The 23,052-nt window shown below is 68.8% G+C and carries 30 protein-coding genes; 1 reads left to right on the forward strand and 29 read right to left on the reverse strand.

Annotation, left to right across the window (positions count from 1 at the left end; genetic code table 11):
• Window positions 1–70: 70 nt before the first annotated feature.
• The 24 genes from EAO72_RS26335 to EAO72_RS26450 all read right to left on the reverse strand — a co-directional run bounded on the left by EAO72_RS26335 (window position 71) and on the right by EAO72_RS26450 (window position 19,958).
• Window positions 71–541 (reverse strand): hypothetical protein, encoded by a 471-nt coding sequence (locus tag EAO72_RS26335; protein ID WP_148019676.1) that lies wholly within the window; start codon window positions 539–541, stop codon window positions 71–73.
• Window positions 538–990 carry a hypothetical protein gene (locus tag EAO72_RS26340; RefSeq protein WP_148019677.1) on the reverse strand — a complete coding sequence of 151 codons (453 nt, stop codon included), beginning with the start codon at window positions 988–990 and terminating at the stop codon, window positions 538–540. The genes EAO72_RS26335 and EAO72_RS26340 overlap by 4 nt, the downstream gene beginning before the upstream one ends.
• Before the next feature lie 10 nt (window positions 991–1,000).
• Window positions 1,001–3,466, reverse strand: a complete 2,466-nt coding sequence (locus EAO72_RS26345; protein WP_148019678.1) for a LamG domain-containing protein — start codon at window positions 3,464–3,466, stop codon at window positions 1,001–1,003.
• On the reverse strand, window positions 3,466–7,245 hold the full coding sequence (locus EAO72_RS26350; protein ID WP_148019679.1) for a hypothetical protein: 3,780 nt from the start codon (window positions 7,243–7,245) through the stop codon (window positions 3,466–3,468). Before EAO72_RS26350 ends, EAO72_RS26345 begins: the two co-directional genes overlap by 1 nt.
• 73 nt (window positions 7,246–7,318) lie before the next feature.
• Window positions 7,319–7,906 (reverse strand): hypothetical protein, encoded by a 588-nt coding sequence (locus EAO72_RS26355; protein WP_148019680.1) that lies wholly within the window; start codon window positions 7,904–7,906, stop codon window positions 7,319–7,321.
• Window positions 7,907–7,917: 11 nt separating this feature from the next.
• Complete coding sequence (locus EAO72_RS26360) at window positions 7,918–8,430, reverse strand: hypothetical protein (protein ID WP_148019681.1); 513 nt, start codon at window positions 8,428–8,430, stop codon at window positions 7,918–7,920.
• A gap of 15 nt (window positions 8,431–8,445) precedes the next feature.
• Window positions 8,446–9,432: a phage tail tube protein gene (locus tag EAO72_RS26365; RefSeq protein WP_148019682.1), complete on the reverse strand. Its 987-nt coding sequence runs from the start codon at window positions 9,430–9,432 to the stop codon at window positions 8,446–8,448.
• Window position 9,433: 1 nt separating this feature from the next.
• Window positions 9,434–9,664 carry a hypothetical protein gene (locus tag EAO72_RS26370; protein ID WP_148019683.1) on the reverse strand — a complete coding sequence of 77 codons (231 nt, stop codon included), beginning with the start codon at window positions 9,662–9,664 and terminating at the stop codon, window positions 9,434–9,436.
• A gap of 25 nt (window positions 9,665–9,689) precedes the next feature.
• Window positions 9,690–10,157 carry a hypothetical protein gene (locus tag EAO72_RS26375; protein WP_148019684.1) on the reverse strand — a complete coding sequence of 156 codons (468 nt, stop codon included), beginning with the start codon at window positions 10,155–10,157 and terminating at the stop codon, window positions 9,690–9,692.
• Window positions 10,157–10,969: a hypothetical protein gene (locus tag EAO72_RS26380; protein ID WP_148019685.1), complete on the reverse strand. Its 813-nt coding sequence runs from the start codon at window positions 10,967–10,969 to the stop codon at window positions 10,157–10,159. Before EAO72_RS26380 ends, EAO72_RS26375 begins: the two co-directional genes overlap by 1 nt.
• Window positions 10,970–10,980: 11 nt before the next feature.
• Window positions 10,981–11,568: a hypothetical protein gene (locus tag EAO72_RS26385; RefSeq protein WP_148019686.1), complete on the reverse strand. Its 588-nt coding sequence runs from the start codon at window positions 11,566–11,568 to the stop codon at window positions 10,981–10,983.
• Entirely contained in the window at window positions 11,568–11,972 is a 405-nt protein-coding gene (locus EAO72_RS26390) for a hypothetical protein (RefSeq protein WP_148019687.1), read from the reverse strand. Before EAO72_RS26390 ends, EAO72_RS26385 begins: the two co-directional genes overlap by 1 nt.
• Window positions 11,973–12,036: 64 nt before the next feature.
• The gene (locus EAO72_RS26395) at window positions 12,037–13,278 is read right to left on the reverse strand and encodes a phage major capsid protein (RefSeq protein WP_148019688.1); all 1,242 of its coding nucleotides are present in this window, start codon (window positions 13,276–13,278) and stop codon (window positions 12,037–12,039) included.
• A 74-nt stretch (window positions 13,279–13,352) separates the two neighbouring features.
• Complete coding sequence (locus EAO72_RS26400; RefSeq protein ID WP_148019689.1) at window positions 13,353–14,165, reverse strand: HK97 family phage prohead protease; 813 nt, start codon at window positions 14,163–14,165, stop codon at window positions 13,353–13,355.
• Window positions 14,162–15,481: a phage portal protein gene (locus EAO72_RS26405; RefSeq protein WP_148019690.1), complete on the reverse strand. Its 1,320-nt coding sequence runs from the start codon at window positions 15,479–15,481 to the stop codon at window positions 14,162–14,164. The genes EAO72_RS26400 and EAO72_RS26405 overlap by 4 nt, the downstream gene beginning before the upstream one ends.
• Complete coding sequence (locus tag EAO72_RS26410) at window positions 15,478–15,675, reverse strand: hypothetical protein (RefSeq protein ID WP_148019691.1); 198 nt, start codon at window positions 15,673–15,675, stop codon at window positions 15,478–15,480. The genes EAO72_RS26405 and EAO72_RS26410 overlap by 4 nt, the downstream gene beginning before the upstream one ends.
• The gene (locus EAO72_RS26415) at window positions 15,669–17,213 is read right to left on the reverse strand and encodes a terminase (RefSeq protein WP_261991642.1); all 1,545 of its coding nucleotides are present in this window, start codon (window positions 17,211–17,213) and stop codon (window positions 15,669–15,671) included. Before EAO72_RS26415 ends, EAO72_RS26410 begins: the two co-directional genes overlap by 7 nt.
• Window positions 17,173–17,421, reverse strand: a complete 249-nt coding sequence (locus EAO72_RS26420; RefSeq protein ID WP_148019692.1) for a hypothetical protein — start codon at window positions 17,419–17,421, stop codon at window positions 17,173–17,175. Before EAO72_RS26420 ends, EAO72_RS26415 begins: the two co-directional genes overlap by 41 nt.
• 290 nt (window positions 17,422–17,711) lie before the next feature.
• Entirely contained in the window at window positions 17,712–18,152 is a 441-nt protein-coding gene (locus EAO72_RS26425) for an AAA family ATPase (RefSeq protein ID WP_148019693.1), read from the reverse strand.
• A 90-nt stretch (window positions 18,153–18,242) separates the two neighbouring features.
• Window positions 18,243–18,626 (reverse strand): DUF6221 family protein, encoded by a 384-nt coding sequence (locus EAO72_RS26430; RefSeq protein ID WP_148019694.1) that lies wholly within the window; start codon window positions 18,624–18,626, stop codon window positions 18,243–18,245.
• A complete protein-coding gene (locus EAO72_RS26435; protein ID WP_148019695.1) occupies window positions 18,623–18,943 on the reverse strand; it encodes a hypothetical protein in 321 nt (106 codons plus the stop codon). Before EAO72_RS26435 ends, EAO72_RS26430 begins: the two co-directional genes overlap by 4 nt.
• 190 nt (window positions 18,944–19,133) lie before the next feature.
• Window positions 19,134–19,313, reverse strand: coding sequence for a hypothetical protein (locus EAO72_RS26440; protein WP_148019696.1), 180 nt, complete (start codon window positions 19,311–19,313; stop codon window positions 19,134–19,136).
• Complete coding sequence (locus EAO72_RS26445; RefSeq protein ID WP_148019697.1) at window positions 19,307–19,591, reverse strand: HNH endonuclease; 285 nt, start codon at window positions 19,589–19,591, stop codon at window positions 19,307–19,309. The genes EAO72_RS26440 and EAO72_RS26445 overlap by 7 nt, the downstream gene beginning before the upstream one ends.
• 16 nt (window positions 19,592–19,607) lie before the next feature.
• Entirely contained in the window at window positions 19,608–19,958 is a 351-nt protein-coding gene (locus tag EAO72_RS26450) for a hypothetical protein (RefSeq protein WP_148019698.1), read from the reverse strand.
• A gap of 604 nt (window positions 19,959–20,562) precedes the next feature.
• Here EAO72_RS26450 and EAO72_RS43340 point away from each other — a divergent pair.
• Complete coding sequence (locus EAO72_RS43340; RefSeq protein WP_261991643.1) at window positions 20,563–20,691, forward strand: hypothetical protein; 129 nt, start codon at window positions 20,563–20,565, stop codon at window positions 20,689–20,691.
• Window positions 20,692–20,963: 272 nt separating this feature from the next.
• Here the strand turns inward: EAO72_RS43340 and EAO72_RS42200 are convergent, their stop codons facing one another.
• The 5 genes from EAO72_RS42200 to EAO72_RS26470 form a co-directional block, all read right to left on the reverse strand.
• A complete protein-coding gene (locus EAO72_RS42200) occupies window positions 20,964–21,113 on the reverse strand; it encodes a hypothetical protein (protein WP_187285221.1) in 150 nt (49 codons plus the stop codon).
• Between the two features lie 90 nt (window positions 21,114–21,203).
• Complete coding sequence (locus EAO72_RS26455; RefSeq protein WP_148019699.1) at window positions 21,204–21,410, reverse strand: hypothetical protein; 207 nt, start codon at window positions 21,408–21,410, stop codon at window positions 21,204–21,206.
• Window positions 21,411–21,499: 89 nt separating this feature from the next.
• Entirely contained in the window at window positions 21,500–22,102 is a 603-nt protein-coding gene (locus tag EAO72_RS26460) for a hypothetical protein (protein WP_148019700.1), read from the reverse strand.
• Complete coding sequence (locus EAO72_RS26465; protein WP_148019701.1) at window positions 22,102–22,611, reverse strand: hypothetical protein; 510 nt, start codon at window positions 22,609–22,611, stop codon at window positions 22,102–22,104. Before EAO72_RS26465 ends, EAO72_RS26460 begins: the two co-directional genes overlap by 1 nt.
• The coding region (locus EAO72_RS26470) for a hypothetical protein (protein ID WP_222724123.1) at window positions 22,608–23,052 on the reverse strand (445 nt) is incomplete at its 5' end. The genes EAO72_RS26470 and EAO72_RS26465, both read right to left, overlap by 4 nt.

Here is a 23,052-nt window from a genome sequence, read left to right on the forward strand (position 1 = left end):
CAGACATGACGAAGCCCCGGGCCGGATCGGCGCGGGGCGGAAAGAACGGGGTCGGTCAGATGGCGCTGGTTCAGGCGGAGCGGTAGCGGATGTTCGCGCAGACCCACCCGGTAGACGCCATCGTGATCCCGGCCGCGGCGAACGTGCCTACTCCACCCCCCACCGGATCGACAGCACCGACCGCGATGCTCGTGCTGTTGTGATACAGCCAGCTCTTGCCGTGGCGGAACGTTCCGGGCGGGTTGATCAGCGCCTCCCCGGTCCACCTCATGTTGTTGTTCCGCGGCGCCACCGGAAAGCTGAAGCCGAGTACTCCGGTGACCACGGTCGATGACCCGAAGTTGAGGAGAAGCGACACGCCGACCTCGTCGCCCTGCTGGTTGTACTCGCCGCTGACGCTGCCGTTGCCGAGGGTGACGCCGGTCAGTGTCGGGGTGTACGAGACCCAGCCCAGCGACAAGATCTGGTCGCGGATCTCCGTGTTGAACTGGGCCGCGGTCGCCGTCTCGCCGACGGACCATGTGCGGGGTGAGAACGTCATCGCTTGGGCGGCCCTCCCTCGACCGGGGTGGCCGGCGGCGGATGCGGATTGGCCGGGTCGTCGAGCGACCACCAGTTCCGCAGGTACGTCTGCGGGATCGCGACCATCTCCGCCTCGATCGCCTCGTAGTCGGCCGGCACGATGAGGACGACCCAGTCGCGCAGGCATTCGGTGCACCCGAACCGCGGGTCGACCAGGGACACGATGCACGCGTTGCCGCAGTCCGGGCAGTCGCCCAACCACCGGTTCTGGTTGATGCGCGCGTAGACCGGGGCCGCGTCCGGGACGAACTCCGTGGGAATCGGGGTGCGTCTCCCCATGCGGTAGTTGAGCCAGTGGTAGACGAGTTCGGCCCCGGGGATCTGGGACCAGTCCGCCGGGGTCTGGCCGCGGCSGGGCGGCGGCGGCAAGTAGTACGCCTCGGCGCGAACAACAGGGATGTCCGTCACGAGATCTCCTTCAGTAGGCGAGTCGAGTGGTGGAACCGAGGACCGAGTAGATCGGGTCGTCGAGGATCCAGACCGAGTCGCGGCTGGACGCGCTCGTGCGGAACTGGATCAGGTGGCTGTTCTCCTTGAGCGTCTCGCTGTAGCCCTCGACGGTGCAGCGGATCTCCGAGGCGCTGCTCTGTGCCGGCAGGTCGTACACCGTGAAGTAGTTGCTGATGTCGGCGTCGAGGATGTCGAGGAAGGCACGACCCATGGTGGCGGCCTCGATGGGTACCTCGCGCAGCTCGGGCCCGGGGTCGGCGTACCGGGACACGATCCAGCTGGCCGCATCCAGCACCGAGTTGTCCGAGGCTTTGATCAGGTTGAGCTGCTTCCCGTACACCCCGTTCTCGTCGATGCTCGCGGTGTCCGAGACCAGCTGCACCGCGCCGCCCGGCCGCGACCCCTCCACCTGGTTGCAGAGCTTCTGATCGTCGTCAGCCAGCTGCACATCCCCGGTCTCCAAGTCGGCGTACGAGACCGTGAACGTCTCTGCCGCCGTTGACGGGTTGTACCGCAGGTCACGCGACTGGTAGCTGAGGCCGTAGTAGTCCCGCTCGGCGAACAACCTCGCCGACTCCGAGGACTCGACCTCCCGCAGCCGCGCCATCACGGCTGTGCCAGCCGGGCCCTGCCCAGCGAGGGGATCGTGCAGGCTCCCCCACACAGTCACGGACGTGACGCCCGCGTACGAGGCCAGGCGCGGGATACGGTCCCAGGCGAGCTCGCCCTCGTACCCGGTGGCTCCAGCTCCGTAGTGTTCGACCAGCTCGTAACCGAACGGCCCGTCCCCAGTGTCGGCGTAGATCGCCACGTGGGCCACGGAACCCGCCCACAACCCGGTGCCCTTGTAGCTGCCGACGTGCAGCAGCCGCACGTCCACCGTTGCGCCGGACGCCAGGGCGTAGGACACACCGTCGACCCACGCCGTCTGTACGGCGGGCAGGTTGCTGTAGACCAGGTGATGCCAGGACCCGTCCGCAAGGTTCGGCGTGGTAGCCACCGATGTGGTCGTCACGTTGTTGACGATCGAGGTCAGCTTGAGCTTGCCGGTGCCGGCCTCCAGGCTGAACGCGAGCGAGTTCTCGAATGCGAGCGGCTCGCCATCGAGGACCGAGAGCAGGACGCGGCCCTGGGTGCTGGTCTGGAACCAGCACTCGTAGAGGGTGTCGCCGCTCCCGCCGCCGTGGCCCGGCTCGCTCGGAGGGATAGTCGCCACGAGGTCAACGGACAGGTATTTCCCTGCCGTCGCCGAGACGGGGGTAAACAGCGGGACCCGCTCACCAGTCGCGGGTGGTCCATCCGCAGCGCCGAGTTCAAGGGTGCCGCCCGCTCCGACCTGCGTGACCACGAGGGCCGGCCGGGCGGTAGCCGCAAGGTTCCCCGCGCTGCTCGCCTCAGCCTCGGTCAGCGGGTAGAACGCCTGCGGGCTGTCGAGGAGGATCTCGTGCGTCGCCATCGACCGCAGGATCGGCAACCTGTTGATCCGCTTGAACAAGTCCGTCGCGGAGATGCTGACGTAGCTGAGCATCCCTTCCCATTGGACCGGCCACTCATTGACCACACCCCAGAAGCGGGGCCGCACTACGCCGCCGAGGAGATCCCACTCGATGACGTCCGCCGTACCGCCCGTGCGCGTCGCGACGAAATCCATCTGTACCTGCTCAGTGCCGACCCAGGCCGGTGTGGTGACGGTGCGCTGCACCGCCCAATCCCATCCGTCACCCGACGTCTCGAAGTACACCGTCCCCGATGACTCCCGAATTCGTAGCCACGCGTGCTCGCTCGGGCTGTAGTCGAACCACAGCCCTCCAGCGTCGACACCAGCCGTTTCTGAGGTGGGGCGCAGTTGATTGGTGAGCCCGTTGTACGACCACCGCATCCGGGTGCCCACAGTGTTGGAGTTCAGGTACCAGTTGACCGACATGGACGACGATCCGCCGCCCGCCGGAACCGTCACCAGTTTCACCGTGGACTGCGACCCAGCCAGTACCCATGACCGCGCCGATGTCAGGCGTGCTACCGCACCGGAGGCGACAGGCTGGCGTAGTCGACCATTGACCTCGGCCGAGCCACCCGACGCCGTCCACAGAGACGAGTCCAACGTCCCGTCATCGAACGTATCCGTCAGCATGGCCAGCGGGTACGGGGCCGATCCGGACCGGGCCGGCATGACCACCTGGCTGATGCGGATCGGTGCGTTGCGCCGCACATGCGGCGCGTACGGAGAGTCCGGATTCCCGGGGGTAAGCGCACCGTCGAGATTGTCCAGCCGCATGGTGGCCGACCCGGGCTGTGTCTCCGACAGTTCGTCCGACGCACCCCGGTCGATCCGCACCCCCTGGACCTGGTCCACCCTGCGGGTGATGTCGGTCCACACGATGTTCCACGGCTCCTGGACTCGGCCGCCCCACCCCATCTCCACCAGCAACGGCATCAGCGATTCACCGCCACAGCCAGGCCCTGCGACCGACCAAACCGAACCATGATTCGCTCCACTTCCCGGCCAACCGCGACCGGATCCATAGCGCCACGCGCATCCACGTTGACCGTGATCGACGAACCGCCGCCCGCGCCGTGCACGGCAGGCCGGCCAAGGACGGGGCGCGTACCGGCAATTCGTCCGGTGACCGCGGCGATCGCCCTGTCGATCGCGGGCAGCCCCTCGACCATGCCGACGGCCAGGCCCTCGGTGGACTGCCTGCCGGGGACCGCCATGACCCGGCTCGGGCTCTTGATGCCGAGAGCCTTGCGGATCGCCTTCTGCATCCCCTTCGCGATCTTCAGCATCTGCGCCTCGATCGCGTCCTGCTGCGACTCCAACCCGGCGAGGAACCCCTTCCCCGCGTTCTTCCCGGAGTCGTACAGGAGGTCCGCGCCGTTCCGGCCCAGCGTCGTCGTGGCCTTGTCGATCGACGACTGGGTGGCGTTGATGCTCTTCAGCGTCGTGCTCGATGCACCGGCCAGAGCAGAGGCATACGCGTATCCCGCCTCCGGCCCCATATCGAGGATCTGCCTGATCAGCGACTTCGACAGCCCACGCTTCGCCAAGATCCCGATGTAGTTGGTGAACGTTTTGATCTTCGCGAGCTTGGCGGTGAGCCCGGCCTTGATGCTGCTGGCCGTCACCTGCTCGTCGTCGAGGCCGAGCTGGCCGAGCGACGCGCCCTGCCGGGCGCTGGCCGTCAAGTCGCCGGCGTACTTCTTCGCCGCCGCGATCTTCGACGCGAGGGCATCCCGCTGCTTCGCCAGCTTCTGCAACTTCACGTTGTCCGCGTTCAACAACTTCACCAGGGCCGAGTCCTTGGTGGACTTCTTGCCCTGCCACGCCGCCCAGATCTTCGCCGTCAACGACTTCACCGTAGACGTGATCTGCGACGTCGAGCCCGTGAGCCCCTTGATCAGATCCGTGCCGGCAGCGGCCGCCAGGGCGGCGATGCGCTTCGCCTCCGCAGCGACCTCGGCCTTGGTCTTCTTCAGCCCCTTCGCTACACCCTTGCCCGCCTGCTGACCGCTCTTCGTCGTCCTCTTCGACGGCGACGCGATCTCCAGCTCGTCCTCGATGCCCCGGACCACAGCGGCACCAATGGCGTGACCGCCCGCCTCGACCTCACCGGTCGATACGGCCATGCCCTGCCGAAGCCCCATCCCCGCATCCCGGCCGGCCTTCGCCGCGTCCGAGACCATCGCCATGCTGTCGCCGTGCGAGTAGATCTCCGTACCGCCCCCGCCGAACCTCATCAGCTCGGGGCCCTGCTCACCGACCCACGCGAGCTCGCCGGGCCGGGGCTTACCGCCCGAGGCGTAACCCCCGATGCTCTTGGCGAAGTCGGACGCACCAGAGTTCTGCGTCCGGTACTGGATCATGACGCTGACGGTCTTGTTGCGTAGGGAGGAGAGGTCGTACTTCGCCTGCGCGATCTTCGCCTTGAGGTCGGAGATCTCGCCCCGGATGCGCGCCGTTTTCGACGATGGCGCCGCGGCCAGCCGGCGCTTCGCGTCCGCGAGCTTCGCCGCCAGGTCCTCCAGGTTGCCCCGGAGCCTGGCCGTCTTGTCCGGGGTTTTCAGGATCTGGTCCGCCAGCTGCCGGGCCTGGGTGGTGTTCAGCCCCATGACGTCGGCCGACGCGAGCAGCTTCTCCCGGCCCTGGTCGTAGATGCCGTTGACCGTGGACCACGACGCCCCAGACTCCCGGGCCTGCGCCGCCGCCTCGTCCGTCTTCGCGGCGAGGTCGTTCAGCGCGGTGGCCGCATTCCTGGCCTTCTCCGAGTTGAGGTTGAGCTTGCCGCCGGACATGTCGAGCGCGCCGGCGTTGTCGCGGGCGGCCTTCGCTGCGGCGTCGATCGCCGCCTCGAACCCGATCATGCCGCCGAGTCCCTGCCGGTGGGACTCGTTCAGCGCGCTGATGCTCTGCCGCAGCCCATCCGCGCTGGCCTTCTGGGCGTCCAGCTTCTGCTGCACCTGCTGCGACTGCGCACCGAACAGCCCCAGCGACTGAGCAGCGAGCTGCTCCTCGAACGCCTTGTCAGCGAGGGCTTCCTTGTACTCCGTCAGCTTGTTCCGCAGACCGGACGTGGCGAACCCAGCCTCGCCCATCTGACCCTTGATGCGGTCCAACGCAGCCGCTGCGAGGTCGGCCTTACCGCCAGCCACCAGGCTGGCCAGCGACTTGTCGAGCGCCTCGACGTTCTTCTTCGCCTCCTTGAACCCGACCGGGTTCTTGTCGAACCGCTCGAAAAACTCGTCAGCGTCTTTCGCCCCCATGACACTGAGGCTGGCCATCAGACCGTTCAGGTCCTTACCGAAAACGCGCGCCGCCTCACCAGCGACTTGGCCGTTCTCAGCGAACCGGCCCAGGCTGGCCGACATCTTGTCGATGTCAGGCGGAGCCTTCTGGCCCATCTTCTGTAGTTCCATCAGCCCGATGACCAGCAGACCGATTCCGGCGCCGGCCGCAGCCAGTCGGGCACCGCGCGACATCGCGCCGATCCCCGCAGTCACCCCAGCCAGACGGCTCGGAGCTGCTGCTGCCGCAGCCCGCATCGCCACGATCTCCGCCGTGAACGCAGCCATCGCGGCACGGCCCGCAGCCATCCCGGCCGCTGCGAGCTTGGCCAGCTTGATGGCGACGACCAGCTGGAGGATGGTGCTGATCGCCTCGGACGGTACAGCGGACGCAATGCCGGACAGCCCGTTGACGATGTCGAGCATGCTGACGCCAACACCGGAGGCTCCGACGAGGATGTTGCCCAGCGCCTCGCCCACGTTGCCCAGCGTGTCGGCCACCACGGGGCCCTGCGCGCGGGCGTAGTCCATGAACTCGCCCAGGTTGCCGCCGACCTCGCCGGTGTCCATCGTCCGCATCAGGTGAATCAGCTGGTTGTCGACCTTGCGCAGCGTGCCGTTCGCGAACGTTGTGAACCGGGAGTTCAAGCGGTCGAACCCGGGAGACTCCATGGCGCCGCCGAGGACCGTCATCATCCGGTCGAGTTCAGCGCCCGTGCCCTTGACCAGGCCCTTGGTCTTCGGCAGCAGGTTGTTGGCCAGGGCCAACCCCTTGGTGAACGCGGGCATCGTGTCGCCCGCGAGCGAGTCCGACCACTCCTTGCTGGCATCCTTCAGTAGCCCGAGCGCAACCGCGGCCTCGCGAGTCTCCGGCGGCAGGTCCGCCATCACCCGCTGGTACGCCAGCTGTGCCGTGATCGCGGCCTCGGACGTACGGCCGCTCTTGCTGACCGCGTCCTCGTACTTCTGCTGCGCCTCGCCCGCCTTCGACAACGCGGAAATCTGAGGGACCAGCGCGCCCGTGAAGGCGAGCGCCGCGACCGCCACCGCACCAGCTCCGGCGGCGAGCGGCGCCAGGGACGCGGCGGCTGGGATCGCTGCGGGGGCCAGGCTCATGAGCGAAGCCGCAAGCTTCTCGCCCACACCAGACGCCCGGTCTGCGACTGCCGACCAGTCCGCAGTGCTGCGGCGGGCCCCAGTGATCGTGAGGCCATTGAGCCGGGCCGCATCCGACGTCGTGAGGAAGCGGCCGCGGAGGTCCCGCAGCCGACCATCCGCGTCCCGAGTGAACGCCTGCAAGTCGGAACTGGCACCGCCCGTCACCCGCTGAAGACGGCGGCGGAAATCCTCGCTCGACTCACCGGCGCGCCGCATCACCGGAGTCAGACCGTCACGGCCATCGAGAACAAAAGTCAGCCGCTGGGACGCCATCACTCACCTCCGGATTGTTGTGCCTGCTGGTGGGCGTCCATCCAGACGACGAGCGCGTAGAAGTCGTCGACGATCAGCTGGTCGACGTCGCGGGGCCCGAGGTGGAGGAGATGAGCGAAGAGCCCGAGGTACTGGGCTCGGAGGGCGCGGATGTCCGCGTCGCAGAGGTCGTCTGCTCGGGTGCGGACTCCATCGGCGCCGGCGCTTCCTCCACCTGGGACTGGTCTTTTCCCCCGGCCTCTGCCTCGACCGCCTCGACCCGGCACCGCTCGATGTAGGCCCGTGCGTGCTCCGGGTCAGCTGCAGACTCTGGCACCTCGGCGAGCGCCAGGACGACCTGCTCGATCGTCACGGTCGGATCGGTGGCCCGGTAGGCGAACCCGTTGTTCACCCACTCCTCGATCTCCGTCTTGTCGTAGCGGGTGGTCAGCTCCTCGACGCCCGGGTCGAACTCGGCGAAGCGCAGGGTCGGAGCGTGGCGCTTCCGCAGGACCCACACGACCCCGCGCATCGCGTCGAGGTCGTCGCGGGTCAGCCCTTCCTTGATGGCCGGCCACTTCTGGTCGATGGTGCGGCCGACGATGGCGGCCTCGGACGACAGCAGGGTCCGGGCGTCGTACTGCTCGGGCTCCCCGTCGGCAGGGGTGTAGACGATGATCATGGTGGGGTTCCCTACTCAAGGCGGCGACGTACGTCGTCCAGGACGCGCGTCACCTCGGCGGTCATGCGGGGTGTGTGGTGACGGACGGTCTTGTCCCACCACAGGGGGGTTGCGGTCTGGGTAGCCCAGCGGCGGCGGTTCCCGAACACGGGGTGCCGGATCCGGCCTTCGTTGATCACCTGCGGCATGTTCCGCAGGTCAGGCGGAAGACGGCCCTTGTCGACGTACACCCGGGCGCCGGGGTTGCCAGCCGTCCGGACGCTGATCCGGATGGCGTCGGCGAGCGTTGCGCGGAGCGGCCTGGTGGTCGGCGACGGACCGCCGCGGCTCCCGGACCCGCGACCGGCCGAGCGGATCGGCAGGCTGCGGATCGTGGACTGGAGGTCGTCGCGCAGGGGCTCGGCCGCGCGCCGGATACGGCGCTGCATGCTGCTGCGGATGGACTCGCCACCGGCCGCCCTGAGCCTGCGTTGCAGCTCCAGGAGCTGGCCGGTGCCGAGGATCCGTACGGAGGAGACAGCCATCGGGCCACCTCCAGATCAGAGCGTGACGTCCGTGGACATGTACTCGATCGACGGGACGTTGGTGCCGTTGGACAGCCCGGTGAAGTTGAAGCTGGGCTTGACCAGGTCGAAGCCCTCGACCGTCGGCGGCGCGTCATCCAACTTGATGACCGGAACCTTGATCGTGAACCGCTCGGGGTTGGCGGCGGCGATCAGCGGGCCGGTGAAATCCCAGACGAACGACATGCCGCCGTCGCTGGTGTGCAGGTCATCGAGAACGGTGTCGACGTAGTCACCTTCGAGGCTGCCGGTGATCTTCACCTGGTCGTTGGTGATGGGCTCGGCTTTCAGCCCGGACGCTCCGGCGTAGTAGCGCTCGGTGGCCTGCGGGCGCTCGATCTTCACGGAGACCTTGCGGATGCCGTCGCGTGCCACCTCCGAGGCGAGGGTGCCGGTTTTCACCGCCATCTGCCCGAAGTGGAACGGCGACATTGCCGGGTACGTGGCGACCGCCAGCACGGACGTCTCCTCGACGTCCTTGCAGTCGAGCTCGAACGAGACGGTCAGCATGCCGCCGACCTCGCACGAGAACTCAGCCGAGATCACCTTGCAGCCCAGGAAGTTCTTCCGCGTCACGACGCCGGTCGTGAGCGGGAGGCCCTTCTGCAGGGTGAGCGACTTGCCCGCGACGTCGGCCAGGAGGTGAGTCTGCAGGTACGCCGACGTGGCGGCCTGCTGCACCGGCGTCACCGTCGTACCCATCAAGCTCTGAAACAGGACGCCCATCGCCTTGTTGGTGACCTCCATCTCCAGGCTGCCGGCCGCCGAGCGCTGGGTGACTACCCGCCGGGACGACAGCGGCATCAGGCGCCCGGCCGCGATCCCTGCGGACTGCGCCGTCACCTTCTTCAGCTGGAGGGACTCCTTCGTGAACTCCACGAACTTGCTGGGCGCCACGTAGGTGCCGTACGTGGTCTCGGCCGCGATGCCGACCTGTGCGCCGAGCCCGGATCCGATCGCCATGTCAGGCCCCCTTCGTGGTGTCGGCGGCCTTCGCCGCGCTGATCTTCTTCAGCCCAGGCGCCGGGGCCTCGGAGACCTTGGGCTCCTCGACTCCCTCCCACACCTGGGGCTGGCAGACGTAGCCCTCGAAGCGGTCGTCAGGGACCTGAACGACCTCGTCCGGCTGGATGACGCGGCTGCCGAGCTCCGGCACGGTGACCGGCTCGGCGCCGATGTAGCGCACTCGCGCCATGGCGTAACTCCTCATGTGGGGATGGTCAGATGCGGGCTCGGCAGGTCACCGTGAAGGCGAGGCCCGCGCGAATGCCCTGGTCGGTGTTGGACTGGTGGAGCACGCCGCGGGTGAGGTGCGCCCACTGCACCGCGCCGTTGAGCGTCGGGGCGTCCGGGTTGGGCCCGGTCGCGCGGATCGCGTCCTCGACGACGGCCAGGAGCTCGAAGGCCCGCAGCCGGCAGACGCTCACGTCGGAGTCGCCGGACCAGGTATCGATCCAGCCCGCGATCGTGAAGTCCTCATCGCGCCGCCGCGCGCCCGCGTCCGCGAAGTCCTGCACGGTCTCGGCCGCGGTGTCCCCATCGGGGGACCAGCCGACCGCGAGCAGGTCCTCGTCGGACATGTCGCCGACCGGGGGCCCGTCGATGACGTTCACCTCGGCCAGGGCCGGGGCTGCCCGGAGGACGGCCAGCAGAGCAGCGATCGCACCGGGTACTGCGGAGGTCGCCATCACGCCATCCCCGGGGGAAGCTGGTCCGGGTTGAGCAGCTGCACAGCCCGGTTCGGAACCGCGTAACCCAGGCCCGGGATCGGCTCGGTGACGTCGAAGTCACTCGTGCCGAGCTGTGGCCGGCCGGGCCCCTGCTGAGTTCTCCACAGGTGTTGAAGGATGATCCGGGCGGCCGCGGTGATGTTCGCGTCGATGACGCGGCGCCCCGCCTCGTACGTAACCCGCAGCGGCCCGGTGAAGCAGCCGCCAGCGCGCAGCCGCACGATGCCGGTCGACTCGTCGAGGTCGAGGTCAGCGACCTCATACGACGTGCCACCGGACAGCACCGAGGCCACCGAGGTCAGCGCCAGGGCGGGGACCTGGCGCAGGGCCAGGGCCTCGACCAGGCGCACCGGGTGAACCTCGGTGACCGTACGGACAACGACCGGACCGACGAACCACTCCACGGCCCGCGTCGTTGCCTCGACCCAGAACCGCACCTCATCCCGATCCGCTGAGCTCCTCTTGTTGAGGTGGTCCATAGCGTCGGACAGCGACAGGATCGACGGAGGAACTGCATCTCGAACGTCGAACGAGTCGGTGTACGCGGCGCCAGGACCGGTGAAGAGCCAGCGGACGGTGTGCCGCCCTGCCTGCGCCGTGGGGTAGTCGGCCTGGTACTGGCCGGTGGCTGTCTCCTCGACAGCCGGTGATGTGCTCGTGCCGTCGGGGAGTCCGACGGTGAGTACCGCCGTGGCGGCGGTAGTGAGGGTGCCGCCCGGGTCTCGGCACTCAGCGGTCAGGCGCGCTGTCGCGCCGAGGTCGTACGGCACCCTCGCCCCTCCTACCGGGTCTCGATGCCGTCGCGCAGGTCGCCGCCGTGCGACGCCTCGGCAGCCAGCTCGGCGTCCTCCTGATCGGCGGCGGCGCGCGCCTCGTCGTTCGCCCGTGCCTGCGTGAGGACGGTGTCCCGCTCCTTCGCGATGCCCGCCCGGTTCTGCCCCGCGGCCTCGACGTCGAGCACCCGCACCGCCTCCTCCTCGCCAACGTCCGCGAGGTACGCGAGCACCTCGCGGCTCACGTGCTCGTCGGGGTCGTACGCCACGGACTCGACGGGCGGAGCGTCATCAGGCCAGACCACCGTGACGGACCAGCGGCCAGCTGCCGGCATTCCGTCGGGAGTGCCGTCCGGGTCCGCTTCGACCAGCACGGCGTCGAGCACAGCCAGCTCCACGCCGTCGGCCGTGAAGACCACCGGGGCAACCTCGGGCCACCGCCCCTCGCCGCCGGCAGGCCCGAGGTCCTCGACCCGTTCCGCCCGATGCCCATCCGCCCACACCGCAGCCTGCTTTTCGGGCAGGTCGACCAGGTCGCCCGGCTGCCAGGAGAAGTCCGCGCCGGAGATTGCCTCCAGGATTCGGATGCTCGGCATCAGGCGTGCACCACCGGCGCGACCCGCGGGTTCGCCAGGAGCACCGTCGCGCCGAGCGTTCCGCCCGACGTCGTACCCGCCGCGGTAAGCGCGACCCGCAGGTAGCGCTTCAGCCCCTTGTAGCCGATCACGAAGACCTTGTTGTCGTCGGCCGCAGCGATGACCGGCTCCGCGCCCTGGAGCTCAGACGCGGCCACAGAGGTCCACGTCGAGTTGTCGTCCGACTCCTGGACGTCGATGGTGTGGGTGCCGTCGGTGATGACACCGGTGTGCACCACGACCATCGCGTCCTGGAACATCGAGCCGTTCGTGGACCGGTCCACGCCGGTGCCGTTCGCGGATGCGGTGCGGGTGGCGATCGCCAGGGTCTCCCGCAGGGTGACGTTGTTGTACGCGTCCCTCATGACGCGCTCCTCTCAGGTCATGCCGGGCCCGGGGCCGTGCTGGCCCCGGGCCGGTCGGGTGGGGTCAGCTGGCGGCGTGCTGGTACAGGCGGATCGCCGAGGAGTCCTGGATCATCCCGTCCATGCGGGCGAACCCGAGGAAGCCCACCTGGAGGTACTCGGCGTACCGCTCGACCAGGCGCATCGTCTGCACGTCCTGGACCTGGCGGATCACGTAGCCCGCCTTGAAGTCACCGAACGCGATCGTCTTCGCGTTGGCGGCCGGGGTCGGCATGGAGTTGTCGAGAGTGAACTCGAACCCGTTGATGGTGGACGGGAAGCCGGGGGCCGGGATCGGCACCCACAGCGGCCGGCCCTGGGAGTCCTTGAGCTTGCGGATGACCTTGAGCGTGGCGTCGTTCATCAGGTACCGGGCGTTGCCGCGGTACGCGGAATCGACGGAGTGCTCCAGGTCGACCAGGTCGTCGTAGATGACCGCGGTGGTCTGGCCGCTCGCGCCCTGCTTGCCGACGGCGCCGTTGGTGGTGAGGCCCTCGGGCTGGTCAACGCCCGTGCCGGTGATCCAGGACCGGGCCGCGCGGCGGCCGATGCGCTCACCGAGCTTCTTCGGCACCCAGGAGTCCAGGTTGAACGCGCTGTCCTGGAGCAGCTGGAGCGCGACCTTCACCTGCTTGGAGCTGAACGTGGTCGCCTTCAGCTTGCGGCCGCCGAGGATCAGGTCCTGCTCGCCGGCAGGCTGGTTCTCGCCGAGGATCTCGCCCTCGTTGCCGGTGTCGTCGTTCGTCGGCCACGGCAGGTCCGCACCGGTGCTGGTCGTGATGACGTCGGCCAGGCCGAGGAGACCGCCGAACGCCTTCATGGTCTCGGTCATGATGTTGCGGAACTCGTCCGGGACGAGGAAGCCGCCGGTGGTGTCCACGTTGGTGCCCTGCGCGCGCAGGTCGACCTGGTGGTCCATGAGCATGACGCGCTGCTCGCCGGTGAGGCGGTCCATGCCGCCGCGCAGGTAGAGGCCGAACGCCTCGCTGTACCGGTGGGCCTGGTCCTCGTCGGTGCCGCGGGGTTCCCCGGTCGGGCCGGACGTGGTGACGATCTGCGACCGGTCGATCTTGTCGAGGGCGGCCATCTTGTTCATGCGGTCGATGTCGCCGGACACCTCGGTCAGGCGGGCCTCCGCCTGGTCCCAGTTGCCGCGCTCCTCGGCCGTGAGGTCACGGCCCTCGGACTCGGCCGCGTCCTGGATCTCCTGCATCCGCTGCCAGGTGCGGTTCTGCTCGTCGATGAGGCGCTTCAGTCGCTCGCTCATGGGGTGCTGTCTCGCTTTCGGGCATGCCAGAAAGCCCGGCGCGAGGCCGGGCTGGCGGGTGAGTGTGGGTGGTGCTACTTGCGGGGGAGGCTGAACCGTGCGGCCAGTGCCCGCATGCGGAGGTCCCGCGCGGCGCGCTCATCCCGAGTGGCATCAGCCGGCTCGGGCGCCTCGTCGGCGGTGTCCTCGGTGGTGCTCTCGCGAGTGGACTCACCCGGCTCGCGATCGTCTGTGGTCAGCATGTCGAGCAGCTCGGGCCGGTACTGGGCCCGCTGCTCGATCGCGGCGAGGTCTCCGCGGTGCGCCAGGGCGGTGGCCACGGCGCGGAGAGATGCCTCGGTGTCGGTGTAGGCCGGGAAGGTCACGGCCGACACCTCGAACAACTTGACCTCCTGGATGGTCCGGAGTTCCGCCTGCACGGTCTGGCCGTCCGTCGTCTCGACGTCGATCAACGACCACACGTCCTTGACCACCTGGAACCCGAAGGACATCCCGGTGATGTTCCCGTTCCGCAGGTTGGCCTTCAGGTCCTGGACGTACGACAGGGCCGGATCCAGGGCGGAGTCGACCGGGAGGCCGTAGGCGTCCTGGGCCAGGGCCAGGCTGCCGGCGGACACCCGCGACACCACGTAGTAGGTGTTGTGGTCGATCAGCATCCGGGCGTCGCCCTCGCTGATCGTCTTGGTGAAAGTGCCTGGCGCGACTTCCTCGTAGAAGCCCCACCTCAGCGGGTTGCCGATCGAAGTTCGCGAGTTGAACTTTGCGGCGTATCCGTAGAACCGCTCGGCCGCCGCGCCGTCCTCGCCCGCCCGGACCGCCACCTCAGCCGTGGACAACGGCAGATGGCGGCGCTCCTCCAGGGCCGTTGCCCGCGTCAGGGTCCTCATGTGGTCTCTCCGGTTTCGTCGGGGGTGTGCATGAGGCGCTGCGCCTCGGCCATGAGCGCGGCCGCGCGGGCCGCGTTGCTGCCGGAGGTGGGAGCCTGTGCGGCGTCCTGACCGGCCAGCGGGTTGAATCCGAGCGGCGCCATGTACATCGGCTGGAGATGCAGATCGCCCTCCGGGCCGGTGAGCGGCGGCCGGTCCTCCAGCGCCAAGATGTCGTTCGCGCTGTAGGCGCCGACGTCTCGCATCGCCCGGTAGAACGTGGCTCGCGCTGCGCTGTCCCCGCGGAGAAGGCCGGCCAGCTGGTACTTCGCGTACAGGTCTTTCGGCAGGAGCTCCTTCGTGACGCGCTGCTCCGTCGGGGCCAGCCATGTCGGGGAGAGGTCCCATGTCACGAAGCCGTCGGCCTGCTGCTCCAGCCCCGTGCCCCAGCTGGTGCTCTTCGAGGTCTCCATCAGCAGGAAGAGCGGGACGCCGAACATCCTCGCGACTTCGCTGACCTGGAACTCACGGCTCTCCAGGAACTGCGCGTCGACGTTCGGCATCGCGACCGGGCTGAAGCTCGCCCCGCTGTCGAGGACGGCCACCTCGTGGGCGTTCCCGACGCCGGACATCTTGGCCTTCCAGCGTTCCTTCAGCGCGTTGGCCTGGTCCGGGTTGAGCCGCTGCTCGGTCTGGAGTACGCCGCCGATCATGTTGCCCGAGCTGAACAGCCGGGCTGCGGACATCTCGGCGGCCTGCGCCAGGCTGATGCCCTGCGCCGCCAGCCGCACCGGCGAGCAGCCGGTGAGCCCGTCGTAGCCCACACCGGGAATGTGGAGGATCTCGTGTGGCGTGAGGATGTGCTGAGCGCCCCAGTCGTCCGTGACCTGGAACAATTTCCCGGACGGCAGGTCCTCGTCCGGCCGTACGCGCTCGACCTGGACCCGGTCCGGGGTGATCGGCCACAACTCCCGGACCGCGCCCGAAGGGCTGCGGATCTTCTGCACGTAGGTGTTGCCCCACAGCACCCGGTGTACGTAGCCGAGCCGCATCAGCTCCAGCAGCGTCAGGTCCGGGTGCGGATCCGTGAGCAGCTCGAACTGCTTCTTCTCCTTCGTTCCGGCCACGTACGTCGGCAGCGGCAGGGCCGCGGATACGTTCGAGATGACGTTCACCGACCGCCACACCGCCGGCATGTGCAGGCTGGTGCGCTCGTTCACCGCCACCCCGGCCGCCGTCGCCCGACCGCCGAGGAACTCTGCGAGCGACGCGGAGGTGAGCGGCGTCGCCGGGTTCTCTACGCTCCGCCGATCGAAGAGCCCGAACAGACCTGTCACTGCCGCTCACCCCCTGCCCCGCTACCACCGTGCTGCCCACCAGCAGCACGTCCCACTGACGCGCGTTCGCACGCCAGCACTCCCAGCACCCCGCCCACCAGCAGGGCCGCCGGGACGCTCCACAGGCCGATGCCCACCACGGCCACCAGCACAAAGACCACCTCCGCGGCGAACAGCACACGCTCAGTCACCACAGGTTCGGCGCTCCTTCAGGCTCGATATCCGCTCGCTCTGCGTAGCCCCACGCCGCATGCGTGGCCGCGACCAAGGGCGTGATGTCCACCGACACTCCGCGCCTCGACCAACCCCACCCGTCACCGATCGGGCGTTTGTCCGCACCGGCCAACGCGGTGGCGAGCGGCGCCTGGTCCAGGTGCACGAGCGTCTGGTCCGCGACCGCGTCGAAGAACTGACCGCTGGCGGCGGCGACCTGCCGCGTCGTCATCTCCAGCAGCAGGTCCTCATCACCGACGGTCTCGCGGCCGGCCTTCTCCAGGGCCTTCTTGATGGCGGGGATCAGCGACGCGGCCGGACCGCCCGAGTCGATGACGACCGCACACGGCTGCCACTTCTCCACCAGCTCGACCAGGCGCTCGACGACCCAGCCCGTACCGGGCCGGTGGTCGATGACCTCGACGTGGCGTGACTCCCCGTTCGCCCCGGCCGCGCAGATCGCACTGTGCGACCGCTCGGGAGTCGTGTCGACGGCGAACGCCACCGTGCCGCCGATCGCGGAAGTTCCGTCGCCCAGCGCCCGCCACGTCTCCTCGTCGATGACCCGCCACGTGTCGCCCTCCTCCGACGGGTAGTCCCCGACGCCGAGGCGCTCACGAGCGAAGATCTCCGGACTCATCGTCAGCCGCTCCCGCTCTGTGTGCGCCAGCGTCAGGCGATAGCCCAGCGCTGGATTCGCTTTCGCCACGGAGAGTGGCGACAGGGGGTCGTCGTGGTCGGTGCAGTCGGGGCCGCACTCGCGCACGTGGGGGTTGATCGACCACTCCAGGTAAGCCAGCGACGGGTCCGGAGTACCGGACTCCATGGCCGCGAGCGCACGGCGTCGCAGCCGGGCTAGCTGTACGGAGGGTGAGCCGATCCCGGCCGACCCCAGATACCAGACCTGCGGGTTTTTCACGGCCGCCATGGTCGGCATCAGCGCGCCCATCGCGTCATCGCCGAGGATCATGTCCTCGTCCAACATGTTGCAGTCGCCCGTGAAGCCGCGGCCGCTGCCCCCACTACGGGCCAGGAAGCGGAGACGCTGCCCGGTCAGAAGCTCGATGGCCTCCTCGCCGGTAGTCCGCCGCACCGCCTTGACGCGTTTCCGCAAGCTGTCACAGTTAGTGACCAGCGCGACGATCCGCCGGAACGCCTCCACCGAGGTCTTGAACTCGTGCGCGCTGTGAATGATCAGCCGCTCGCCGAGGAGGAAAAGCCCGGCCAACTCTCTGGCCTCGATGATCCCGCCCTTGCCGTTCTGGCGAGCGACGTTGATCGCCACCTCGAACGCAGACCAGTTCCCGTCCGGCCGCTCACCGAGCCCGACGTGCATCGCGAACTGCTGCCAGTCGTCGAGCATGAGCCCAGCCACAGCGGCCAGCTCAACGGCCTCCTGGCCCGCTGACGACGTGTACGCGGGGGCGGTGAAGATGCGGGGCCGCTGCTCTCCCCGGGCGTCAGGGACGGGTACCAGGTCATGCGCCACGACGCTGGGCCCGTCGAGCAGCGAGGTCATCGAGCGCGTCCCCCTCAGTCTGGACGGGGGCGAGTTTCCGCAGGTCAGCGAGGGTGGCGCGAAGCTCACGCGCTGCTACGGCGATCGCGGTCGGGGCGTCACTTTCGTCGATCGCCTGCGCGAGCTGGATCGCAAGATCAGCAAGGCCCGGCGCGATCTCTCCGACTCCGAGCTGAGCGATCTCGTCGCGCGTTCCGTCCTCGACCACGACCGCACCCCCGATCACAAAGCTGACGCAGTGTCAAACAAATCGGGAGGTAACTTTTAGTGACGGAGGAAATGTCACTTAAAGTGATGTCGATCTTGGTGACGGAAAGTGACTTTTTTGGAAGATCATTTTCATTTCGGCCCGCGCAAAAATCACGGCGACAAGGGCGTTTGGGTCGCCCGCCTCCGGGTTGAACTTTTGATCCACTCTCTCCCCCGGGCCCGTGATCGTCGGCCGTGATGATCACGGGCAGCGGTCGAGTCCGCGCCTCGGTGGTGATCAGTGAGCGGTCACCAGTCGCGGGAGGCCTGGGTGGTCACCGGGCGTGATCCGCCCTTGCGGCGGTCCCGGTACCAGCGGGTGACGACGCCCTCCATGGCGGGCTGGCGCATGTCTTTGACTCGCTGTCGAACGATCGCTTCGCCTGGATCGACTGTGATGATCCGTGCGCCGAGCCGCTTGTATCGGGTGCGCGCCTTGGCCCCGGGCATGGTGTGGATCAGGTAGACGTCGGCCCGGTCGAGTAGCTGCTCGGCCTCGGCGATGGCGGCTTGGCGGGCGCGGTAGACGACGCGGAGGAGCTCGGGGCTGTGGTCGTGGTGGTCTGCGCCGGGGCCGGCCATGGCGAGGGCGATGAGGTCGAGGTCGATGACGATGTCGCGGGGCTTGGCCTTGGCTCTGATCCAGCTGGACTTGCCGGCGGCGGGTGGCCCGGTGATGACGTAGAGCACGGCGTCACAGGGCGTTCGGCTGGATGTCGAAGTCGCTGAAGCCCCACTTCGAGAGGAGGTCGGCGCTCGCAAGGGTCACGGTCCGTTCGGTCATGGTCGCCACTCCGGCCGGTAGTCGGGGTGGTCGGCGTAGACGGCGGCGAAGGCCGTCAGGACGGGCGAGGGCTCGGGGTAGCTGTCCCAGCCGCCCATCATGCTTCGGCGCTCGGCAACGAACCGCTCGTAGTCGGCGAGCAGCACACGCTTGGCGTCGACCTCGCGGAGGGTGCGGGCCGGGTCGTGGCGGGCGATGTGCTCGCCGCGCCAGGACCGCGTGCAGGCCACGACACGTTCAAAGGAGTGGTCGACGTCCACTCGCCGGGTGCCCTGGGTGCTCTCGTCGAACGCGGACCAGGTCTCACCGCTCGTCGCAAGCGCGGCGTCTTCGTCGAGGCGGGCGCGGAGGAAGGCGATCAGGTCGTCCATGTCGCTCATGCTGTCACTGTCACTGTGGCCGAGGGCTCGAAGGTGAACCCTGGGACGTGGGTCTGCAGGTGTGCGCGTACGGGGTCGAGGTCGAAGGCCATGGTCGCGTCGCGGCCGCGTTGGTAGGTGACCTGGACGGTGGTGGTGATCCGTTCGTCGCAGGCGGGGCAGCGGACGAGTGTGGTGGTCTGGTTGCTGGCCATGGTGGGCACCTCCAGTGGGTCGGTGCCGGCGTCACCAGCAGCGAGGCGCTCGGGTTGGCGGCAGGCGTCCCAGTCGCAGGGGGTGCCGGGCTCGGTGTGCCAGCATTGCACCTCGTCGCTCATGGCCGCGGCCTCCAAGTGGCGGCAGCGACGGGCGGCGAGGTGAGGTCGTCAGAGCAGTTGTGCCCGTGGTCGGGATGCCCAGCGTGGAAGATGCAGCGCATGGGGTCGCCTGCTGTCTTGAGGGTGAAGCGGCAACGCTTCGGGGTGGTGCGCTCAAGGCGCAGTCGCCATCCGGGCCAGATACGCATGGTCACCAACTCCGCGGGTGCGGTGCCGGGAGGCCCCGGCAAGTGACGTTGTGCCAGCTGAAGAGGCGGCAGGCGATCCGTCGCGGAATGCAGTAGGCCGCCTCGCGCGGCTCGCTGAGAAGGTAGTTCAGCCAGCGGGCGGGGCCTGTGAGGTCGTAGCGGTAGGTGGGCGTGGTCACCACCTCCGGGAGCCTCGGGGCTGCTTGATGGTGGTGCGGTTGCCGCGCGCTGAGTTGCAGCGGCGGTGTGCGCTGCGGGCGTTGGCGGGGTCGAGGAGGTCGCCGCCGCGGCTGAGCGGGATCAAGTGGTCGAGGGTGAAGGCGTCGCGGTGCTTGCCCGCCTCGGGGCCGGTGATCTCGTACGCGATGTTGTGGCCGCACAGCCAGCAGGGAAGGCCGAGGGAGCGCTGCCGGACGCAGAGGTCGCGGTAGCGGCGCCCGTTGCGGGGGTTGCCGGCCACGGGCGCCACCCCCTGGTTACTCAGTGTCGGCGCTGGCCGCGTCCTCTATCTGCTTCTCCAGGTCGTCGCGGCCGTTCTCGTTGACCTGCTGAGTGACCGCCAGGAGCGTGTCGAGGTAGTCGGCTTCGGGGATGCTGGCGCAGGCGTCGGGGCGCGGTTCGTCGGCGCCGAGCTGGTTGCCGGCGCTGATGTGGGCGTACACCTCGTCCGAACAGGCTTGGGCGGCAGCTTCGGGGTCGGCGGACGCCGAGCTGGTGACGCGGCTGGGCTTGGTCTCGGGCTTGTCGTCGGGCTCGCTGGAGCAGCCGACGAGTGCGAGGAGCAGGGCGGCGCCGGTGATGGCGGCCGCGGTGGTTCTGGTGCGCATGGTCCCCCCAGGACGTTGCGTGATGAGGGCGACATCATCTGGTGCGCGATGGGGGGTTCGGGGGGAAGTGGCCGGTCTGTGACATGGAAGAGCCCCAGCAGCCCCACGGTGGGCGTGTGAGCTGGGGCTAGGTCTTGGTCCGGTGACAGGGGTGCCGTGCCTGCTCGGTGGACCTCCAGGGCTTCGGCTCAGGGCCGGAGCAGCTTCTGCGTCCGGGCACGCCGGACTTGGGGACAGGATGGGGCATTGATCACGAATGTGCAAGTGGTGAGCTGCTGGCTGGCGCGCCTTGATTTCACGGAAATGCTCGATGAGGAAAGCCGCAGGCAGATCCATGATGGAGCAAGCAAGTGAGGTGTTTTTGAGGGACGGTGGTGTACTTACACCACTTCGTGGTTGAGGAAATGCCTGGTCAGGGGCATGGTGCGAGTGTAGTTGTCGCTGACTGGGGATCGGGCCCGCGCGTACCAGTAGACTGGCGAGCGCCAAACGAAGTCCTCCATAACTTGCTTCGCTGCGGGGCAAGTTCGAAGAATCCGGTCTCCTCTGTGGGGCCGGTACGGCGCCACACGGGTGCCGGTGGAGGATGACCGGAGGTGGGGGGTTGAGTTCCGATCTGGAGAAGCCCCGCAGGAAGTGGACGAGTGCCGAGCGGGCGCAGGTCTGGTTGGCTGCGGTGGGCATCCTGGTGGCGATCATCGCCCTAGCGGGGCAGTTCGCTCAGTACAGCTGAGCGCCCGCGCATGAGAACGGTCGGAACCGGCAGCTGGAACACGCAGCGAGCCCGGTCTCCTGCTAGGCGACCGGGCTCGTGAACTGCGATGAGGGGCCCTGCTCTGGCCGGAGTGGGGCTCCTCGTCGTTGGTGTCCAACATCGGGATGTGTACACCAGGTCCGGTCAGTCTACTGGTTCCGCGAATCTGCTTGACGAATTGCCAGCGGATTACATTCGGCATTGTTCGTGCGTAATGACGCAACAGTCACACTATTGGTCATTCGTTGGCGTCAGCATTGCTTGGTGTCATCGGTGGTCGTGGTGGGGGTCGGGTCGGGCGTCGGCGCCTGGGCGGCGGCCTGCTCGGCGGCGCGCTGCGCCTGGCTGGCCTCGTTCTTCGCCTGGAGGCCGGAGAGGCTGATCGACTTCAGCAGTGCCATGATGCGGGTCCTGTCTCTGATGGGGATGGGTGACCGGGGCCGGCCGTTCGCCTGGCAGTGATGCGGTCGGCCCCAGGGTTGGTGTTGGGCTCAGCGCTCCTCGCCGTGGGCGAGGCCCTCCCACGGTTCCTCGTCGTCGGGGTCGGCGGCGGCACGGGTCTCGGCGGCGGCTTCCTCGGCGGCCCACCGCTCCTCGTCCTGCGCGTCGAGCAGGGCCTCGGCCGCCTGGTCGTACTCGTGCATCTCCTCGCCGCTCATCACGTCGGCGTTCGTCATCTCGTTGTAGTCGGCGGTCATCTGGGTCCTCTCGGTGGTAGGGAAACCGGCGGTAGATCCGTCGGAAGATCATGGGTAGATGCCGGTAGACGGCGTGGAAGACATGCAGGTCAGACGGCGGTAGACGGGGTGGGAGACGGCCCTGTCTCCCTGGGCTGGGAGAGGGGCGGCAGGGCGGCCTTGAGGATCCCCCGCGTCGGCCCCTTCCGGCCCACCTTGAGCTTCAGCTCGACGGGGATCCCGAGGGCCTCCAAGCGGGCGCGCAGGTGCTGCACCTTCCAGCCCTTCCCCTGCCCCTTCGACTGGAGGTGCTGGAGGACCTCGGAGAGGTGCACCGCGTCGCGGTCGCCGAGGACCTCGTGGAGGAGCAGGAGAACAGCGTCGCGGGAGGGGAGCTGCGCGGGCTGCTTGGGCTCCTCCTCGTCGCCCTTGCCGGGGATGGCCCGGATGGCGGCCCAGCACCAGAGCGGTACCGCGGCCCAGAGGACGACGGGCCAGCGGCGGATCAGCCACCACGCTCCGTACGCTCCGGCGCCGAGCAGGACCAGGCGCAGGGCGCACCCGAGGATCGCGGCGACCCCGTCCAGGTCGTCGCGACGGCCGGCACGGACCCAGGCCGCGGCGCGCTCGGCCAGGCGGCGGACGAGGACGCGCTGCCCGGCCGTGAGGGTGCGGGCACGGCGCTGCACGGCGGCGCTCTTGGGCTGGCTCATCAGGCCCTCCGGTTCAGGATGTTGCTGCCGGACAGGCCAAGGCCGTTGAGCAGGTCGGGAAGGCCGTCGAGCATTCCCGCGACGCCAGCAGTGGCGCAGAGGATCATCCCCGCGGCCATGGCGGCGAGGAGGCGGCCCTTCTCTTCCTTGGACGCGGACATGTATCCGACGATGACCAGGACGAAGAGGATGCAGACGACGACGGCGCCTTCCTCGGAGAGCTGGCCGAGCGAGGCGGTGGTGACGGACGAGCTGGAGGGTGCGCCGGTCACCCCGGTCACGATCTTTCCGCCGCCACCGTTCGCGATCTGGCGGGTGCACCCGGCGAGCCAGCCGCCGAGGCCTCCGACGCAGACGGTGGCGATTCCTCCCATGAGGAAGCCCTGGACGGTGTGGATCAGGTCCTTGGGTGCGCGGCCGCCGCGCCACCACTTTCGGAGCTGGACGGCGAGGATGACAACGGCGAAGGCGCACGCGGCGAGGCTGGCGCCGGTGGTGGCGGTGTTCACGGGCGGACTCCGGTGATCCAGGTGACGGGGTCGTAGAGGTGCATGGCGCCGGTGACGCCGACAAGGGCGATGGCGAGGAGCAGCAGTCGAGGCAGGGTGCCGCCGTGGCTGATGCGGACCAGGGCGACGACGAGCGGTGTAACGGCCAGGGCGTAGCCGCTGCTCTGGCCCCACGCTTCGCGGGCCTGGCCGACGGCGTACGCCCACGTCGTGGCGGCGCTGTACCCGATGCCGGGGATGGGCATCAGGGCGAGGGTGAGGGCGGCGCAGATCTTCCACGGGCGGCCGAGCATCACGCGCAGGGCCGCGGCGAGGCGCTGGCGGCGGGTGAGTTCCGGCTCGGGCTCGTACGACATGACGACGTGAACGTGGACCTGCGGTGCAGGAAGCGGCGGGGGCGCGGGGACGGGCCCCCGCCGCTTCCTGCCCGCCGCTTCCTGC

The sequence above is a fragment of the Streptomyces sp. OR43 genome (assembly GCF_008042275.1).
In the GTDB taxonomy this organism is placed as follows: Bacteria; Actinomycetota; Actinomycetes; order Streptomycetales; family Streptomycetaceae; genus Streptomyces.

Coding starts and splice junctions, on each gene's coding strand:
- EAO72_RS26415 (WP_261991642.1), bottom strand. CDS start 17,213: ATGACCTCGCTGCTCGACGGGCCCAGCGTCGTGGCGCATGACCTGGTA.
- EAO72_RS26350 (WP_148019679.1), bottom strand. CDS start 7,245: ATGGCGTCCCAGCGGCTGACTTTTGTTCTCGATGGCCGTGACGGTCTG.
- EAO72_RS26460 (WP_148019700.1), bottom strand. CDS start 22,102: ATGAGCCAGCCCAAGAGCGCCGCCGTGCAGCGCCGTGCCCGCACCCTC.
- EAO72_RS26455 (WP_148019699.1), bottom strand. CDS start 21,410: ATGACCGCCGACTACAACGAGATGACGAACGCCGACGTGATGAGCGGC.
- EAO72_RS26435 (WP_148019695.1), bottom strand. CDS start 18,943: ATGAGCGACGAGGTGCAATGCTGGCACACCGAGCCCGGCACCCCCTGC.
- EAO72_RS26450 (WP_148019698.1), bottom strand. CDS start 19,958: ATGCGCACCAGAACCACCGCGGCCGCCATCACCGGCGCCGCCCTGCTC.
- EAO72_RS26390 (WP_148019687.1), bottom strand. CDS start 11,972: ATGAGGGACGCGTACAACAACGTCACCCTGCGGGAGACCCTGGCGATC.
- EAO72_RS26395 (WP_148019688.1), bottom strand. CDS start 13,278: ATGAGCGAGCGACTGAAGCGCCTCATCGACGAGCAGAACCGCACCTGG.
- EAO72_RS26345 (WP_148019678.1), bottom strand. CDS start 3,466: ATGCCGTTGCTGGTGGAGATGGGGTGGGGCGGCCGAGTCCAGGAGCCG.
- EAO72_RS42200 (WP_187285221.1), bottom strand. CDS start 21,113: ATGGCACTGCTGAAGTCGATCAGCCTCTCCGGCCTCCAGGCGAAGAAC.
- EAO72_RS26335 (WP_148019676.1), bottom strand. CDS start 541: ATGACGTTCTCACCCCGCACATGGTCCGTCGGCGAGACGGCGACCGCG.
- EAO72_RS26370 (WP_148019683.1), bottom strand. CDS start 9,664: ATGGCGCGAGTGCGCTACATCGGCGCCGAGCCGGTCACCGTGCCGGAG.
- EAO72_RS26360 (WP_148019681.1), bottom strand. CDS start 8,430: ATGGCTGTCTCCTCCGTACGGATCCTCGGCACCGGCCAGCTCCTGGAG.
- EAO72_RS26385 (WP_148019686.1), bottom strand. CDS start 11,568: ATGCCGAGCATCCGAATCCTGGAGGCAATCTCCGGCGCGGACTTCTCC.
- EAO72_RS26430 (WP_148019694.1), bottom strand. CDS start 18,626: ATGAGCGACATGGACGACCTGATCGCCTTCCTCCGCGCCCGCCTCGAC.
- EAO72_RS26400 (WP_148019689.1), bottom strand. CDS start 14,165: ATGAGGACCCTGACGCGGGCAACGGCCCTGGAGGAGCGCCGCCATCTG.
- EAO72_RS26355 (WP_148019680.1), bottom strand. CDS start 7,906: ATGATCATCGTCTACACCCCTGCCGACGGGGAGCCCGAGCAGTACGAC.
- EAO72_RS26375 (WP_148019684.1), bottom strand. CDS start 10,157: ATGGCGACCTCCGCAGTACCCGGTGCGATCGCTGCTCTGCTGGCCGTC.
- EAO72_RS26365 (WP_148019682.1), bottom strand. CDS start 9,432: ATGGCGATCGGATCCGGGCTCGGCGCACAGGTCGGCATCGCGGCCGAG.